This window comes from Glycomyces salinus, assembly GCF_016428645.1.
GTDB lineage: Bacteria > Actinomycetota > Actinomycetes > Mycobacteriales > Micromonosporaceae > Glycomyces > Glycomyces salinus.
Window position 1 is genome coordinate 1 of sequence record NZ_JAELXW010000106.1, and the last position, 17469, is coordinate 17469.

Sequence of the window (17469 nt, forward strand, 5' to 3'; positions counted from 1 at the left end):
GAAGACCGGCATGGAATGAAGGTACCCGAATAACGGTCCGACAGGGATCGTCCGATTCGGTCACAAGGGCGGTCCGGGGTGGGGTGCGGGCTCTGCCCGCACCCCACCCGGCTCAGGCGCTCGCTGTCGCCGGTTCCCGAGTCGGTTCTTCCTTCTCGGTCCGCTTGGGGCCGCCGAGGAATACCAGCGCGATCACCAGCGCCAGAAGGGCGAAACCTCCGGCGACCTGGAAGGCCAGGCTGTAGCCGTCCCTGAGCGCTTCGACCTGGCCGGTGCCCGCCTCCAGTCGTCCCGCCGTCATCGATGCGGCCACGGTCGCCAAGACCGCCAGTCCGATCGCCCCGCCGGCCTGCTGCGCGGTGTTGTTCAGACCCGAGGCCACACCCTGGTCGTCCGGGGCCGCGCCCGACATCGCCGTCATCACCAGTGTCGGCAGCGCCAGTCCGAAACCAGCGCCCATCAGGAACGAGATCGGCAGCACGTCGATGAAGTAGTCGCCCTCGATCGGAGCACGGCTCAGCAGCGCCATACCCAAGGCCAAGGCCGTGAAACCTATCGCGAGGACTGCACGCGTCCCGAAGCGGGCCACCATCCGGGCCGCCACGAAGAGCGAGACCACCCCGATCATCAACGGAGCGGGCAGGAACGCCAGACCGGTCTCCAACGCACCGAGTCCGAGCACCCGCTGCAGGTACAGCGCGAGCATGAACTGGAAGCCGAAGCCGGTCGCGAAGCCCACCACCACGACCGCGTTCGCGGCCGACGCCCGCCGGTTGCGGAAGATCCGCAGCGGCAGCAGCGGTGTCTTCGCCTTCGCCTGGCGTACGAGGAATACGGCGATCAAGGCCGCCGCGACCGCGCCCAGCAGCGCCGAGCGGCTTCCGGGCACCTCGGGTTCGGCGATCGCCACGATCGCGTAGACCCCCAGCGACAATCCGACGGTCACCAGCGCCGCGCTCAGGACGTCCGCGCCCTGTTTGAGGCCGAGGCCGCGTTCACGGGCCAGCACCTTCGGCGCGACGACGATGGCCGCCAAGCCGATCGGCACGTTCACCCAGAACACGCCCTCCCAGCCGATGGCCTGCGTAATGACGCCGCCGGACACCAGTCCGATCGCCGAGCCCCCGGCGCCGATGAAGCTGTAGAGCCCCATCGCCTTGGCCTGCTCCCCCGGTTCGGGGTAGAGCCGGACGATCATTCCGAGGATGACCGCCGAGGACAGCGCAGCGCCGACTCCTTGCAGGAAGCGTCCGGCGATGAGCACCTCTGGGCTCGGGGCGAGCGCCGCGAGCACCGACGCGGCGGTGAACAGCGCGAGCCCGGCCTGGAACACTTTGGCGGACCCGACCAGGTCGCCGAGGCGCCCCGACAGGAGCAGGAGCCCGGCGAAGGCGATCAGGTAGGCGTTGACAACCCAGGCGAGCTGTGAGGTGGTGAAGCCCAGGTCCGACTGGATCGTCGGCAGGGCCACGGTCACGATGGAGCCGTCCAGGATGACCATCAGCTGCATGACCAGCAGGACGGCCAGTGCGATGCCGCGGCGGGCGGGCCGCGGCGTTTCTGCGTTCAGGATTTCTGTCATGAATCGAAATCTACGAAGGCTCAATGAGAGTTCCAATGGCTGAAAGCCTCAGAAACATGTCTTCACGTATCATGCGAAGCGCGCTACGATTCTGGGATGGATATTCTCAGCGGCACCATCTCGGCCCTGCGGGTCGGCCGACCGGCCGCAGGCAGGTTCGTCCGCCACGCGCCATGGGGGCGGCGGTACCCGCGCATCGACGGCGCCGGGCTGCATGTCCCGCTGGAGGGACCGGCCTATCTGATTCCGAAGAGCGGCGAGCCGGTGCGGCTCAACGTCGGCGACGTCGCGCTGCTCTATCTGGACCGCGGCCACGGCATCGCCGACAGCTCCGACACTCCCCTGACCGAGCTGGCCGGCCCCGGTGACTGCGCCGTCGTCGAAGGATCCGGTGCGCGCAGCTCGGTCCTCTGCGGCACTTACGAGTTCACGCCCGGCTGGTCGCATCCGATGTTCGACGAGCTGCCCGAGGTCGTGCACGTCCCCGCCAGCCTCGGCCGCTACCCGCACCTGCGTGCCGCCGTCGACCTGCTCACCAGCGAGATCGGGGCCGAGCGGCAGGGCCGGGAGGCGATGGTCCCCGCGCTGCTGGACGCCGTGCTCGTCTACACGCTCCGCGCTTGGTTCGAGGAGCGGGGCCGCGGGCCCGACGCCACCGGCTGGGCGGCCCTGATGCACGACGAGCGGCTGCTGAACGCCTTGCGGGCCATGCACTCAGATCCGGGCGGCAAGTGGACCGTGGAGAAGCTGGCCGCCGAGGCCGGGATGTCGCGGGCCCATTTCGCGCGCTGCTTCACGGCCCTGGTCGGCGAGTCGCCGCTGGCCTATCTGACGCGCTGGCGGATGATCGCGGCGGCCAAGCGGCTCCGCGGGGACGACGCCCCGCTGGCGACGGTGGCTCGGGAGGTCGGCTACGGCTCCGAGTTCGCCTTCGCCAAGGCGTTCAAGCGCGCCCACGGCACCGCCCCGGGCCAGTACCGCCGCGAATGCACCGCCGCCCGCCTGGCGCTGACTCAGGACTGACTGCCGGGGCGGCGCTGGCGCGCCGCCCCGGGTTCTTCGAGGGTCAGCAGTAGAGGTTGCCGCCGGGATCGACTCCCAGCAGCTGTGTGAACTGCTGGTACCTGTCGACACGGCTCTGGACTTGCGCCGGGTTTCCTCCGTTGCATTCGATCGCGCCGTTGATCGAGCGAATCGATTCGCCGAAGCCGGCGCCGCCGGTCATGGCGGCGTGGCCGCTCATCGTGCCCGGACCGCTCTGGGTGTTCCAGTACCAGAGGGCGGTCTGCCAGGCCACGGTCGAGTCCTGTTCGACCAGCCACGGGTTGTTCAGCAGCGGCAGGCCGAGCGCGTTGCCCGCCGCGTTGTAGTTGAAGTTCCAGCTCAGCTGGATAGGCCCGCGACCGTAGTAGGCCGCTTGGCCCGCGGGGCAGCCGTAGGGCTGGCCGCCGTCGCAGTAGTGCGGGTAGTTGGCGGTGTTCTGCTCGACGATGTGGACGAGGCCGCCGGTCTCATGGCTGACGTTGGCCAGGAACGCGGCCGCCTCCTGCCGTTCGACGGTGTCGCCGCCGGTGTTGGTGAAGCCCGGGTAGGAGGCGGTGGCCTCGACCAGACCCTGGTAGGTGTAGAAGGAGTTCCGGCCGGGGAACATCTGGTCGAACTGGGCCTCGGTGACGATGAAGTCCGACGTGCCCGGCGGGTCGCCGGGGTCGCCCGGATCGCCGCCGGAGCCGCAGGCGACCTGGTCGCGCCAGACGCCCCATTCGCCGGTGGTGCCGGGCGTCTCGCCTTGGGTCCACCATTGGGCGGTCCAGTTGTAGCCGTCGTGGGAGACGACGTCGCCTCCGGTGTAGACGGCGGTCGAGCTCCACGGCGCGGCGCAGGCCGGGGCGGCGTTGGCCGTCACGGCGGGGATGCCGAACGCCAGCGCGAGTGCGATCGCGAAGGCGCCGATCACCGCCGCCAGCCGCTTTCGTTGTCGCAGCATTGATGCACCTCAAATCATAAAGAAACCTTCCTATAGAGGAATTTAACTGTAGCTACCGGTTTGCGCAAGATCGGAACCCGAAATAGAAACCGCAGGCACCTCACGAGGCGCAGTGGCACGACTGAGGTTCGCGGCATGCCCGTGGATCCGTCGAACACGTGAAGTCACCGCCCGCGCGGGCGTGGGGATCAAGACCGTCTCACGCGTCCTCAACGACGAGCCGAACGTCCGGCCCCAGACCCGCGAGCACATCCTGGCCGCCGTCGATGAACTCGGCTACCGCCGCATCGCCATCGCCATCAGCATCCGCCTCCCCGACCACCGGGGACCGGGGAACCGAATTCCCGTGCACCGCACGGCAGGGCGGCCGCTGCCGCTGCTCGTTCCCGGCGACCGGACCCGGCCAGCCGTCCACCCATCCCGTCGCCGCCCGCCCGAACCGCAATCAAAACCGCGCCCGTTCCCGGCCACGACCGGACTCCCGGTGTCGAGTTCCTCGACCGCACGCCACTCGACACCGTGTGACGCCGCGATCGGTTGCTCGACCTTGATCCGGCGCTTTCCCGGCAGGTCGGCCAGGTCCTCGGCGTGGGCAACCCTGCCCGACTGATACGAACTGGGGGAGGGACCGCGCCGAGCGCGACCCCTCCCCCATCAACTGTCTTCTATTCGGCCGCTTCGAGTGCGGCCACGGCCGCGGCGATGGCCTCGGCCGCGTCGTCGACCTCCTCCTGGGTCGGGTCGGCCCCGGCATCGCGCAGCGCCAGCCCTGCCTCGCGGGCCCCGGTCAGGTCGGCCCAGGTGCCGGCCGTCCAGTCGGACTCGTCGAGTTCGGCGGTCTCGTCCAGGTAGAGGTCGAGTCCGGTGGCGTCGACCGGGACGCGCACGAACTGGAGCTCGGCCAGGTTGGTGTAGCCGTTCGGCGAGTACAGCCTGAGCGCCTCGTATTTGACCGGCTCGTCCAGCTCGAACTCGGTCCAGCCGCCGGAGGCGGGCGTCGAGATCTCCTGGAACGTCTCCCAGGTCTGGCCGCCGTCGTTCGAGCCCTGCACCTGGAACCCGTTGGCGCGGTGGGCGTGGCCCGAGCGCGGCTGGACCCTGACGATCTCGACGGTCAGGACGCGGCCGTCGTCGGGCACGACCTGCACCCAGCCTTCAGCGTCGGTGGTGTCGGTGAACGTGGAGGAGTCGCCGTCGAACATCAACCAGCCGTTGGCGGCAGCGTCGTGCGAGCCGTCCCAGGACTCGGAGCTGGCGCTCACCCAGGACGGGTCGATGTCCATGACCGCCGAGGGCGGGTCCTCGAGCAGGTCCCAGGCGTCCAGCAGCCGGTCGACCAGGGCGTCCTCGTCGGCCCCGTCCTCGGACGCGGCGGTGCGGACGGCCTCGACCTCGCGGTCGAACAGGATGCCCGAGGCCCGCGAATGCAGGCTCAGGTCGACCGCGTCGGCGCGCTCCAGCAGGACGCCGAGGTCCATGGTGAAGTCGCCGAACAGGCGCAGCTCGGCGATGCCGATGCCGTTCCCGTTGTGCACCCGCAGATACCGGTAGGCGCCCTCGTCGTCCGATTCCAGGTTCTGCCAGTACCACTCGCCGGTGGTCGGCCCGGTCAGCGTGGTCCAGTTCTCGAGGTCGTTCGATCCCTCGATCACCTGGTTCTCCATCCAGGTCGATCCGGTGCGGTTCTGGCGGGCCAGGAAGTCGGCCCGGTCGAGGCTGACCTCGGCGCTCTCGCCGAAGTCCCAGATCAGGGACGCCTCCTCGTGGAGTTCCCCGATGTCGGTGGCGGTCCCGGCGTCGCCGTCGACGACTCGCGCGGCCTGGTCGGCGGCCTCCTCGTCGGGCTGCCCGTCCGGGCCGACCGCTTGGGCCAGGCCGAGGTCGAGCAGGTTCCGCTCGTCCGAGGCGTACAGGTGCGAGCCGTCGGTGGTGCCGGTGACGGGCTCGGCTGTCCGGCCGTCGGCGGTGGTGTGGTCGACCGTGACCGGGAGGAAACCGGCGTCGTCGATCTCACCGAGTTCGACGGTGGCCGTCCAGTTCTCGCCGTCTTCGCCGGCGACGGCGGCCTCTCGGCCGCCGACGGTGACCGCGACGTCGCTGATCGGTTCGCGGGCGGTGATGTCCACGGTGACCGTGTCGCCTTCGGTGACGCGGTCCTTCACAGTGCCCTCGGCCGAGAGCGAGACGTCGGTGATGTCGCCTGCGACCTCGGAGCGTTCACCGAAGACGCGGAACTCACCGAGGGACCACACGTGCGGATAGGCCGGGTCGATCGTGACGCCCGGGTTGTCGACCTGGAGCTTGAAGTACCGGTACGCCTCGCCCTCGTGGTCGTCGACCACCGGGATGGTCTCCATGTCGTTGGTCTCGGTGGTCTCCCGTGAGCTCAGCAGCGTCCAGTCGATGCCGTTGTTCGAGCCGTACACGTTGGTGCCCTGCGAGCGCATCGGGAACGCGTAGCGGGCCTGGATGCCGAACCGCTCGGCCGAGACCCGGTAGCCGGGTCCGAAGTCGAGGTAGGCCGAGCGATTGTGCAGGTCGCCGCCGTGCGAGGTGTTGTCGCCGTCGGCGAGTGCGTTCACGCCGTTGTCGTCCATCGTCCAGGGGGTGACTATGCCCCGGTAGTCCAGTGAGCCGTCGTCCAGGTGCGGATTGAGCAGCTTGAGGCCGCTGATGGCGGTCTGGAGTTCGGTGAAGGCGGCGCGGAACTCTTCGTCGGTGCCCGCTTCGGCGGCCTGTTCGGCCGCATCGAGCGCGGCCTCGAACGGCTCGCGGGTGACGGTGGTGTACTCGTCGTCTTCGTCGACCTCGTCGTCGAGGAGCTTCTCGATCAGCTCGGCGCGGTCTTCGGCGGCGACCAGTTCGAAGGTCCTGGCGTCGACCGACTCGCCGTCGTCGGCGACCACCCGCACATCGAACCCGCCGCAGCCGTGTTCGGTCGGCTTCCAGGTCAGCGTCCCGGTCTCGGCGTCGAGCGTTGCTCCGGCCGGGAGGCCCTCGGCGCTGTAGGCGACCGAGCCGCCCTCGTCGGTCGCGGACAAGTCGAATTCGGACTCGGCTCCGGCCCAGAAGTAGAGGCGGTCGGCCACCTGCTCGAAGACCGGCGGCGTGAGCTGGGATCCGGCGTCGAACAGGACCGTGTCGAGGTCGACGGTCGCGTCGTCGCCGCTGAGGCGGTAGAAGTGGACGTTCCGGCCCTGCGCGGGGTAGGTGACGTACCGCCACTGCCCTTGCGTGTCGGGCAGTTCGACGGTGGCCATGACCGACGGGTCGGTCTCGTCGGGGTTGGCTCCGGGCTCCTCTTTGTCGAGCACTTCGAGGGTGGCCGGTCCGTCGGTGCGCACCAGGAGTCCCATGTCGGTGCCGCCGGAGTACATCAGGCGGCTGACGGCGCTGGTGGTGCCGTCGGCGTCGGCGGTGGCGCGAGCGAACGTGCGGTCGTCCTCGGTGACGATCTCGGTGCCCTCGTCGAGCGGGATCGCGTAGCGGCCGAAGGTGACTTCGGTGTCCTCGACCGGGGTCGGCTCGGTGTCGGCCAGCTCGGGTGGGAACGCCACCCAGTACTCGACGCTCTTGTCGCCGGCGGCCCAAAAGTTCTTGGTGCCGGTCCCGTACTTGTAGTAGGGGCCGTCCATACGCTCGTGGAGCTCGGCCAAGTGCGGGGCCTCGGCCTCGACGTCGACGCCCTCGTCATAGGTGTACTGGTAGTACAGCTCCGAGAGCGGGTTGAAGACGCGGCCGCGGTAGGCCTGGGAGATGGTCCCACCGGTCTCGCGCTCGTCGACCCAGGGCGTCGGTTCGCCCATCATGAACCCGTAGAAGGCGTCGGCGCCGTGCAGGAGCCGGTCGTCGAGGAAGCCGTAGGCGGTCACCGCGTCGTCGGCGGTGGAGACGGTGCCGTCGGCCGGGTCGACCAAGGTGCCCTGGACGTCCAGGAACCGGGCGAGTGCGGCGAAGTTGTCGATGTTGGTCTCGCCGTGGGCCTGGTCGCGGCCCATCTCGCGGACCTGCGTGAACCCGTGGCCGTACGGATTCAACGGATCGTCGGCCTCGATGTACCGGATCTGCTCGGCGACCGAGCCGTTGCGGTAGTGGTCGAAGGTCGAGTTCACGGTGAACCACTCGACGCCGGTGGCGTAGCCCTCGGCGTCGTCGGCGTAGATCGCGGTCGCGATCCGGCCGTAGAGCCCGAAGTTGTGCTGGTTCATCCACTTCTCGTTGGAGTAGTTGAACTCCTCCATGACCGGGTTCGCCAGGTTGCCCAGCAACTTGGCGTCGTCCTCGTCGCTCCAGACGACGTCGTAGCCGTCCTGCTCGCCGGGGCTGTCGTCCTCGACCGCTTCGGTGGCCCGGATGATCTCGGCGGCCATGAGGAACTGCGACAGCGGCTTGCCGGTGTGGATGTGGTAGTCCGCGGAGTACTCGAAGCAGTCGGGGTTCATGTTGGACCAGGTGCGCAGGGTCCACATGGCGTTCTTGCGGTAGATCTCATCGCCGGTCATGACCCACATGAGGGACTGGGTGAGTGCGCCGAACGAGTCGACTGTCATGCGTCCGCGCATGTCGTTGTCGGGGTTGAAGCATTCGGTGACGGGCTGGTCGGGCTCGCCTTTGACCATATTGTTGGGCTGGTAGCCCGTCTCGGCCCAGCGCCCGGATTCGGTCATCGCCTCGAAGTAGGAGGCCCACGGCTCCTCGCCGGAGCGGACCATGTCCTGGGCGTTGCGCAGGTCCTCGGCCGACAGGCCGACGCCGGGGTGGACGAACCCTGCGTCGGAGACCGTCTCTTCGATCTCGACCACGTGATCGGTGAGAAGATCCTCGTAGCCGCCGTCTTCTTGGGCTTGGGCAGGGGCGGCGACCAGGCCCGCCGCCACGGCAAGCGCGGCGGCCGAGGCGAGCGGCCGCCATCGCCGGCGTTTCTCGACTTGCGTCATCGCAGAGTCCCTTCCGGTTGGATATCGTTATCCATTGATGGTTCACGATATCGCTCCATTCGGCGCGAGGCAAGGCCGGACGGTCCGTTATCTGATCGTGAACAGGCGCGCCGACAGCCCGGGGACGGTGCGCAGCCGCAAGCCGCCGCCGTGGGCCTCTACTCCCCACGGCTCCAAGGTCTTCGGGAAGACCTCGGCGGCGCGGGCGAGGCCGGGCACCTCGATCACGGATGCCTCGGCGCGGCGGTCCCACACCGCCAGCAGCCCGCCGTCGCCGGTGTCGAGCCCGAGGCAGACCACGGGCGCGTCCCAGTCGGGCAGGCCCAGCGGCCAGAACGGGACCGCGCGCGGCAGCGCCTCGCGCAGCCGCTTGTGGACCGAGACGGCCCGGCGCACCAGCGCGGTCTGGGACGGGCGCAGCCGGTCGAGGAAGCCCGAGAGGTACAGCCGCCCCGACAGGCCGGTGACCAGCGTGAAGGCGGTCTCCTCGTCGGTCATGCCCGCCTCGGGGTAGGCCCAGTTGCCGCACTGCTCGGGCAGGATCGAGGCCGGCGCGGAGGCGGCGACCGGCGGGTAGAGCCGGAAGTCCTGCTGGTCGCTGGTGGATTGGAGGTGGGTCGCCGCCAGCAGCGCGTAGTCGGCGCGCATCGCCCCCGACGAGCAGTTCTCCACCAGCAGGCCCGGGTGGCGCTCCTGCAGGGCGACCAGCCAGTCCCGGAAGGCGCGGGCGTGCCCCAGCAGGCCGTCGCCGGGCGCGGCGGCCTCCCACTCGGTGCCGGGCCCGGGGTTGATGTTGTAGTCCAGCTTCAGGTACGAGAACCCATAATCAGCCACCAGGTGGTCGACGGTCCGGTCGAGGTGGTCGCGCGCGGCTTCGTGGCGGAAGTCCAGGTGGTAGCGCTCGTGCTCTTGGACGCGGCTTCCCAGGCGGCGGAAGAACGCCTCCTCGGGCAGGGAGTCGGCGACCTTGCTGCGGGCGCCGACGATCTCCGGTTCGAGCCAGATGCCGGCGCTCATGCCGCGCTCGCGGATGCGCGCGGCCAGAGCGGCCAGGCCGCCGGAGAAGCGGCTGGGGGCCTCGCGCCACTCCCCGACCGTGGACCACCAGTCCCCGATCCCGGGGTCGGCGAACCATCCGGCGTCGATGCAGAAGTATTCGGCCCCGGCCTCGGCGGCGGCGTCGATGAGCGGTTCGAGCGCCTCGGTCGAGGGCTGTCCCATGAGGGTGTTCATGAAGTCGTTGTAGACGACCGGGAGCGCGTCCGAGGCCGGGCGCAGCCAGCGGCGGTATCCGGTCAGCTCGGCGAGGGCGCCGTCGCGGCCCTCCGACGAGACGGCCAGGGCGACCGGGACGGTCGCGAAGCGCGCCCCGGGTTCGAGCCGGTGGGCGAAGTGGTGGTCGAGGTCGGTCGGGCCCATGAGGCTGGCCACGCCTCCGGCGCGGGTCTGGGCGAGGTCGCACTGCCACGGCGAGCTGGTCTCGATCTGCCAGGCGAGGGCCTCGCCCCCGGCGTGGGACAGGACCCCGACCGGCAGGTGCTCGCCGGTCGACCAGGCGCCGCGGCTGCCGACGGCCAGGTGACCCCGGCCGTCCTGCCCGTGCAGGGCCAGGTCCAGGCGCGGGAGCCGCTCGCGCAAAGGCCGCTCGCTCCAGCGGTTCTCGGCCAGCCATTCGCTCTCGGCCACCGCCAGGGTGTAGGCGTCGAGGTCGTCCTCGGAGGCGCCGAAGCCGAAGGTGGCGCTGGAGACGGCGGTGAGGACGACCTCCTCGGCGCCGGCGTTCTCGATCTCGTGCCGGACGCGGACGGCCCTGGCCCGGTGGGGTCGGATCAGCTCGGTGCGGACGGCCAGCCCGGTGCGCTCGTCGCGCTGGGTGATCTCGATCCGGTCGGCCTCGGGCCCGCGCTCCTCCCGGTGGCCGGTGCAGCGGAGCCTGGCGCCGACCGCCGAGCGGAAGTATGCCTGGCTGGTGCGTCCGCGCTGCTCGGCGGCGGTGAACAGTTCGACCAGCGGCACTTCGGCGTGTCCGAACCGCCGCGAGGGGCCGAGGCCGACCAGGGCCACGGGGGCCTCGGAGTCCTGGCTCAGGTTGACCAATGACAGCTGCTGGGCGGGCGGGAGCCCGGTTTCGAGCCCGGTGGCGATGGCTGACTCCTCGGACGGGGGGTTCGCTCCCGCTGCGGGGACTCGCGGCTCGCGAGCGTCGCCGCGGGTGGAAACCGATGGACGTGGATAGCGTTATCCCAACGATACACGTGAATCCTCGGCCGAACCGAATCCGGACCGCTACGCCGCCGAGCCCACCCTGGCGCCGTGGACGATGAGCGAGGCGGCCAGCGTGACCTTCCTGCCGCCGCCCGCCTCGGGCTCGTCGAAGGCCACGCGCAGCGCCGCCTCCCCGAACTCGCGCAGCGGCACCTCGACGGTGCTGAAATCGGGCAGGACGTCGCCGAGCATCGGGACATGGTCGAAGCCGGTGACCTCGATGTCCCGCGGCACCTCCAGGCCCCGCTCCCGCAGCCGAGCGATCGCACCGACGGCCATCGCGTCGCTCATCGCCGCGATGACGTCGAGCCCGCCCAGCCTGTCCTCGAGCGCGTCGACCGCGGCGTAGCCGCCGTCGCGGTTGAACCCGGTGCGGACGACCGCGGCCGGATCGACCGCGACCCCGTTCTCCAGCAGGCCGTTCAGGAAACCCTCGACGCGGTCGCGGGAGGTGATCTGCTCCTCGGGCCCGGAGACGACGGCGAAGCGCCGGTGCCCGGCGCGCGCCAGCTCCCGCGCGAGCGTCGCGGCCGCGGCCCGGTTGTCGACCGTCACCTGCGGATAGTCCAGTTCGCTGTCGCCGACCAGGACGATCCGCGCCCCCTGGTCGCGCAGGACCTCCAGCTGCTCGCCGAGCGCGGACTCGCGCTCGGTGTCGGTGGTGCGGCTGGTGGCCAGGATGATCGCGCGGTGCCGCTCGCCGCGGAACCGGGTGAGCAGGTCGGCCTCCCGGTCGGCGTCGTCGCCGGTGGCGCGCACGGCCACCGACAGGCCGCGGGCCTCGGCCGCGCGCATCATGCCGGCGATCATCGTCGCCGAACCGAAGTCCTCGATGTCCGAGACCAGCAGCCCGATCGTCTTGGCCCGGCCGCCCTTGATCGCCTGCGCGGCGCTGCTGGCCGCGTAACCGAGCCGGACCGCGGCGTCCTCGACGCGCTTGCGCATCTCCTCGCGGCCCCCGGCGCCGCGGACGCCGCCGTTGAGCACTCTGGACGCCGTCGGCACCGAGACGCCCGCGAGCTTCGCCACGTCGGCCAGCGTCGCCGGCCTCGTCGGGGACTGTTCGGTCACGCGCCCTCCTTGAGCCTGGATGCGGACCGATTATAGTTCGCACAACGTTATCCATGATCGGCGCGGGCCGCGCCCGCTCAGCGGAACGCCACCAGTTCGTCCTCGGGAACCTCGCGCTCGGCGCGGACGAGCTCCTCGGCCTCGTCCATGCGCTCCCAGGTGTTGACGGCCATGACCGCCTCGACGCGCCCGGCGACGGTCCAGAAGGCCACGAACTCGCCGTCGTCGACCGAGCCGCTGACCACCAGGTCCGCCGCGGCCGGGTCCGCCACGAACCCCAGGTACTCCATGCCCAGGTCGTACTGGTCGGTGAAGAAGTAGGGCAGGTTCTCGTACGGGGCATCGTTGCCGAGCATGGACTTCGCCGCATGAGAACCGGTGTTGGGCGCGGTCGCCCAGTGCTCGACGCGCAGCGGCCGCCCGTACCGCGGCGAGGGAATGCTGGCCGCGTCACCGGCCGCGAAGACGTCCGCCGCGCTGGTGCGCAGCGCGGCGTCGACGGCGATGCCGCCGCCGAGGTGGTGCTCGCGCAGCCCGATCCCGGCACCGGCGGCCAGGCCCGTGTTCGGGTAGGCGCCGACGGCCACCAGGACCGCCTCGGCCGCGACGGTCTCGCCGTCGGCGGTGCGGACCCCGGTGACCTTCCCGTCCGAGCCCTCGAAGGCGACGACCTCGACGCCGCGGCGCAGGTCGACGCCGTGCGAGTCGTGCAGCGTGGCGAAGACCTCCCCCATCTGCGGCCCGAGGACCCGCAGCGGCGCGGGTCCGCTCCCCAGGACGGTGACCTCCAGGCCGAGGCTGCGCGCGGAGGCGGCCACCTCCATGCCGATCCAGCCGTCGCCGACGACCGCGATGCGCTCGACCGACCGCAGGGTGGCCGCCAGCAGATCGGCGTCGGCGACCGTCCGCAGTTGCAGCACCCCCTGGAGGTCAGCCCCGGGCAGGTTCAGGGCCCGAGGCGACGATCCGGTGGCCAGCAGCAGCTTCGAATAGTCCATTTCAGTCCCGTCGGCCAGGGAGAGCCGGCGCGCGGCGGCGTCGAGCCCGACAGCGGCCACGCCCGTCCTGACGTCCACTCCGCGCTCAGGGAACCAGTCGTCGGCGAGCGGGAACAGCTCGCCCCGCTCGGCTTCGCCGCGCAGGTAGTCCTTGGACAGCGGCGGCCGCTCATACGGCCGGTGGGGCTCGGCCGAGACGACCACCAAGTCGTCCTCGAACCCCTCCTCCCGCAACGTCTTGACAGCCTGCGCGGCGGCCAAACCACCCCCGACGACGACGAACGGACCCTGCACCATCGGCTTCCCCCTCAGAACGGCGGTATTTCCCCCAATTGTGGCGCAGCGCCGAGCGCGAATCGACCGTTTCGGGACTCATCCTCCGGGCAGGACGCCGCCGGGGCCGATCTCGGTCTGCTCCAGATCGGCGCCCGCCGGGATCTCCTCGGGTTTGAGATGGAAGTGGCGCACCGATGTTCCGGGCGGAACGGTGATGCCGCCGGCGGAATCCGGGCCGCGCGCAGGCCTGTCCGGGCCGGCCAGGCCGCCCACGATGCGACCGGAGGAGTCGCGGAACACCACATCCGGCTGGAAACGGTAGGCATGGTCGAGATCGGATTCGACCTGGTAGTCGATCCGCTTCCCTTCCGGCACGAGAACATCTTGTACCTCGAGCACGGAGAACCGGTCCTCCACGTGCGGCCACCTTCGGTCCCCTTCGGACCGCAACTCGGCCTCGACGATCGAAAGTTCGACGTCGTATTCCTCCCACTGATCGGTTTCCGCCGAGACCAAGCGGCCGAACAGCGTGTCCGCGTTCGGTGCGGCGTCGTGGAAGCCGAACCGCTCGGTCACCACCGTGTTTCCTTCGGCGTCGATCGCGGTCGCTTCGAAGGTCACGTTGGCCGACAGTTCCGGGTGGGAATTGTGCACCACTGCGCCGACACTGAAATGCTCCGTACCGTTCCAGGTGAGCGATCCGAACCCGTACTCGACCAGCTCGACCTCGGCTTCTTCTCCTCCGTCGGAGTCCGGGAAGCCCGTCGCGGACGGATGGGTGACCTGGGCGACCTCTTTCTCGATCTCGGGTGCGGTCACCCAAGCCACCGCCGCCAAGAGGGAGGCGAGCACGACTGCCACGACAAACGGCGCCTTCGGCATCCGGTCCACATGGGCGACGAGGCGGCGGATCCGCGACATACAGGTCCTTTGTGGGGCGGCAATACAGTGGAATTCAAACGTAGCAATCCAATGCTCAGGAGCCCCGCGTGAGCCAGCCCCCGCCGCAGGCCGACATCCAGCTACCGCCGCACGACCCCTGGCAGCCGCAACCCGAGCCGCCGCAGCACGGTATACCGAACTGGGTGCTGGTAGTCCTGGCAGCGGTCTTCACCGCGGCGGCGGTGGGAACCTGGGTCGCGAGACCGGAGTCGGCCGCCGAAGCGGCGGTGCGATCCTTCCTAGAAAACGTGCACAGCGGCGAGGCCGAATCGGCTTTGGAAAGGCTCAGTGACCCTCCGTCGATCCGGTCCCTCTCGGCCGAAGTGCTCGATCCCGCTTGGGAGATCACCGAGGTCGCGCAGGTCGCCCATGACGCTGAAAGCGCCGAAGTCTACGCCGAGATCGAGGCGTTCGACGGCACCCGCCTCGGACATCGGTACACCGTCGACCTCAGCGGCGACGAGCCCCTCATCCTCGACGGAACGACCCGTCCGATGCTCGTCAACGTCGAAGAGGCGATCGAGATCAACGGCGTCACCGATCTCGGCACCGAGGTGGCGCTGCTGCCCGGTGTCTATCGGTTCTACGAGTCGACACCGGCGACTCTCGACGTCGTCGTGCCTCCAGTGCTGGTCCTCGGGACCGACGTCATCGAACTGGGAGGCGACACCGTCGACGACCGGCCCGGCCGGCCGCATCCGGAGCTGACCGACGAAGGGCGGGCGGCGCTGGAGTCGTCTCTGCGCGGGTATCTCGACGCATGCGCCGAGACCCGCGAGTCCAGTTGTCCGCTCGGTCTGAACATGGCACAGGACCGCGTGACCGAGGCCGACCCGGACCGGCCTTGGCGGATCACCGAGTACCCGACCGTCGTCATCGACGACCTCTTCAGCATCATCGGCATGCGATTGGAGACGGCGACCCCGGGCGAGGCGGAGTTCGACGCGGTTGTCGACGGCACCGCGACGACCCTCGCCTGCCCGATCTGGGCCGACACTTTGGCAATCCTGGTCGATTGGGACACTGGAGCAGTCACGATCGGCGAAAGCGGCGACATGGCCCGGTGCGACGAGTTCACCGAGGCCGAGTGACGCCTCTCGCGCTCAGCCGACCACCGGTGTCACCAAGACGCGTTCGCCGGTGATCTCGCGGGTCCGGCCGATGATCTCGAAGCGGGCCTCCAGCGGCAGGTCCTGGCTCGAATGCCCGACCGCGACGGTGAACCGGCCCGGTTCGACGATCCGCTTGCCGCCGCGGCCGGTGAAGGAGGTCCGGTCGGCGTGGAGGCGGAACGTCAGGCGGCGTTCGGCCCCGGCTTCGAGCGCGACGCGCGCGTAGCCGGTCAGCTCGCGGAGCGGCCGGGTCACCTGTGCGACCTCGTCGGTCAGGTACAGCTGCACCACGTCCTCCCCGGCGCGCTCGCCGGAGTTGGCCACGGTCACCGACACCTCGACCTCACCGTCGACGCCAATCCGCTCCTCTGAGATTTCCAGGTCGCGGTACTCGAACGAGGTGTAGGATGAACCGTGCCCGAACGGGAACAGGGGCGTGGGGTCGATGTTGGACATCCAGAACCCGCCCTGCCCCAACGGAGGCGCGAGGTAGGTGCCCGGCTGACCGCCCGGGTCGCGGGGGATCGCCACCGGCAGGTGCCCGCCGGGGTTGACCCGGCCGGACAGGACTCCGGCGATCGCGGCCCCGCCCTCCTCGCCGGGCAGGAACGCCTGGACGACCGCGGCGGCCCGGTCGGCGAAGGCCCCGAGCGCGTACGGGCGGCCGGAGACGACGACCAGGACCACCGGGGTGCCGGTCTCCAGGACCGCCTCGACCAGTTCGGTCTGGACGCCCGGCAGGTCGAGGTCGGGCGCGTCGCAGCCCTCGCCTGAGGTGCCGCGGCCGAACAGGCTGGCCAGGTCGCCGACGGCCAGCACGCACACGGCGGCGCCGCGGGCGGCCTCGACGGCCGCGTCGATGCCGGAGCGGTCGGCCTCGCGGACCGGCACGCCCTGGGCGTAGTCGATGCGGGCCCCGGGCAGCTCGGCGCGCAGACCCTCCAGCAGCGACGGCACGGGGATGCCGGTGCCGCGGTCGGCGTAGCGGGAGAGCACGTGGTTGGGGAAGGAGTAGCAGCCCAGGAACGTATTCGGGTCGTCGGCGGTGGGGCCGACCAGGGCGATCCGGGGCTCGTCGGCCGCCAGCGGCAGGACGCCGTCGTTGGCGCACAGGACGATCGACTTCTGGGCGATCTCGGCGGCCAGCGCGCGGTTGCCCGCCGAGTCGAGGTCGACCTCCGGGTTGGGGGCCGAGACGGCCGGCTCGCGGTCGAGCAGGCCCAGTTCGGCCTTCTGGAGCAGCACGCGCCGCACCGCGGTGTCGACCACGGCCTCGTCGAGCTCGCCGGAGTCGACCTTGGCCGCGAGCATCCCGTAGGCGTCGGTGCCGGGCAGCTCGACGTCGATCCCGGCCTCGAGCGCGGCCGCGCCGGAGGAGGCACGGTCGGAGGTGACCCGGTGCATCTTGTCGAGGAAGGCCACCGACCAGTAGTCGGAGACGACGGTCCCGCCGAACCCCCACTGATCGCGGAGGATCCCGGTGAGCAGTTCGCGGTCGGCCGCGGCGGGCATGCCGTCGACGTCGGCGTAGGAGTTCATGACCGACCGGGTGCCGCCCAGTCGCACCGCCATCTCGAACGGCGGCAGGATGACGTCGGCGAACTCCCTGGGCCCCATGGGGACCGGCGCGTGGTTACGAGCCCCGCGAGAGGCGGAGTACCCGGCGAAGTGCTTGAGGGTCGCGATGATCCCGGCGCTCTCCAGGCCCCTGACGTAGGCGGTCCCGGTCATGCCGACCAGGTACGGGTCCTCGCCCATGGTCTCCTCGACCCGGCCCCACCGGTAGTCGCGGACGACGTCCATGACCGGGGAGAGCCCCTGGTGGACGCCGACGGCGCGCATGTCGCCGCCGATCGCCGCGCCCATGCGCTCGATCAGCGCCGGGTCGAAGGTCGCCGCCCAGGCCAGGGAGGTCGGGTAGACCGTCGCCCCGAAGGTGGTGAACCCTGTCAGGCACTCCTCGTGGGCGATCGCCGGGATGCCGAGGCGGCCTCGGGCCATGACCTCACGCTGGGTCTCCTCCAGCTGGGCCGCGCCCTTGGCCGGGTCGACCGGCGCGGTCCCGAACGGCCGGGTCAGGTGGCCCAGGCCATTCGCGGTGGCGTCCGCCCACTTCTCGGCCAGGGCCCGCATCTCGTCCTCGGCCGGCGCGACCTCGCCGTCGGCGCTCTCCTCGGCGGTCTTCCAGAAGCTGCCGAGCTGGCCGGCCTTCTCGGCGAGGGTCATCTCCCCCAGCAGCGCCTCGACGCGCTCGTGCGGCGGCTGCGCGCTGTCGCGCCAGTCGATCTCGGTTGCCATG

11 protein-coding genes are annotated in these 17469 nt (G+C 70.5%); 3 read left to right on the forward strand and 8 right to left on the reverse strand.

Annotated features, from left to right (window positions below; all coding sequences use genetic code 11):
• Positions 1–112 precede the first annotated feature (112 nt).
• On the reverse strand, positions 113–1582 hold the full coding sequence (locus JFB92_RS20975) for an MFS transporter (RefSeq protein ID WP_199043212.1): 1470 nt from the start codon (positions 1580–1582) through the stop codon (positions 113–115).
• Between the two features lie 96 nt (positions 1583–1678).
• Here JFB92_RS20975 and JFB92_RS20980 point away from each other — a divergent pair, with 96 nt between their 5' ends.
• The gene (locus JFB92_RS20980) at positions 1679–2605 is read left to right on the forward strand and encodes an AraC family transcriptional regulator (protein ID WP_199043213.1); all 927 of its coding nucleotides are present in this window, start codon (positions 1679–1681) and stop codon (positions 2603–2605) included.
• A gap of 43 nt (positions 2606–2648) precedes the next feature.
• Here the strand turns inward: JFB92_RS20980 and JFB92_RS25810 are convergent, their stop codons facing one another.
• Positions 2649–3569 carry a glycoside hydrolase family 19 protein gene (locus tag JFB92_RS25810; protein WP_233163600.1) on the reverse strand — a complete coding sequence of 307 codons (921 nt, stop codon included), beginning with the start codon at positions 3567–3569 and terminating at the stop codon, positions 2649–2651.
• Positions 3570–3681: 112 nt separating this feature from the next.
• Between JFB92_RS25810 and JFB92_RS20990 the strand changes: the two genes are divergently transcribed.
• Entirely contained in the window at positions 3682–4179 is a 498-nt protein-coding gene (locus JFB92_RS20990) for a helix-turn-helix domain-containing protein (protein WP_199043214.1), read from the forward strand.
• Between the two features lie 55 nt (positions 4180–4234).
• Here the strand turns inward: JFB92_RS20990 and JFB92_RS20995 are convergent, their stop codons facing one another.
• The 5 genes from JFB92_RS20995 to JFB92_RS21015 form a co-directional block, all read right to left on the reverse strand.
• The gene (locus JFB92_RS20995; RefSeq protein WP_199043215.1) at positions 4235–8506 is read right to left on the reverse strand and encodes a discoidin domain-containing protein; all 4272 of its coding nucleotides are present in this window, start codon (positions 8504–8506) and stop codon (positions 4235–4237) included.
• 87 nt (positions 8507–8593) lie between these two features.
• Complete coding sequence (locus JFB92_RS21000; protein WP_199043221.1) at positions 8594–10603, reverse strand: glycoside hydrolase family 36 protein; 2010 nt, start codon at positions 10601–10603, stop codon at positions 8594–8596.
• Positions 10604–10792: 189 nt separating this feature from the next.
• Entirely contained in the window at positions 10793–11842 is a 1050-nt protein-coding gene (locus tag JFB92_RS21005; protein ID WP_199043222.1) for a LacI family DNA-binding transcriptional regulator, read from the reverse strand.
• A gap of 77 nt (positions 11843–11919) precedes the next feature.
• A complete protein-coding gene (locus tag JFB92_RS21010; protein WP_199043223.1) occupies positions 11920–13137 on the reverse strand; it encodes an NAD(P)/FAD-dependent oxidoreductase in 1218 nt (405 codons plus the stop codon).
• Between the two features lie 75 nt (positions 13138–13212).
• Positions 13213–14037, reverse strand: coding sequence for a hypothetical protein (locus JFB92_RS21015; RefSeq protein WP_199043224.1), 825 nt, complete (start codon positions 14035–14037; stop codon positions 13213–13215).
• Positions 14038–14105: 68 nt separating this feature from the next.
• Between JFB92_RS21015 and JFB92_RS21020 the strand changes: the two genes are divergently transcribed.
• A complete protein-coding gene (locus tag JFB92_RS21020; RefSeq protein WP_199043225.1) occupies positions 14106–15149 on the forward strand; it encodes a hypothetical protein in 1044 nt (347 codons plus the stop codon).
• Positions 15150–15161: 12 nt separating this feature from the next.
• On the opposite strand, the gene JFB92_RS21025 is transcribed toward JFB92_RS21020, so the two are convergent.
• Complete coding sequence (locus JFB92_RS21025) at positions 15162–17468, reverse strand: beta-xylosidase/alpha-l-arabinosidase (protein WP_199043226.1); 2307 nt, start codon at positions 17466–17468, stop codon at positions 15162–15164.
• Position 17469 lies beyond the last annotated feature (1 nt).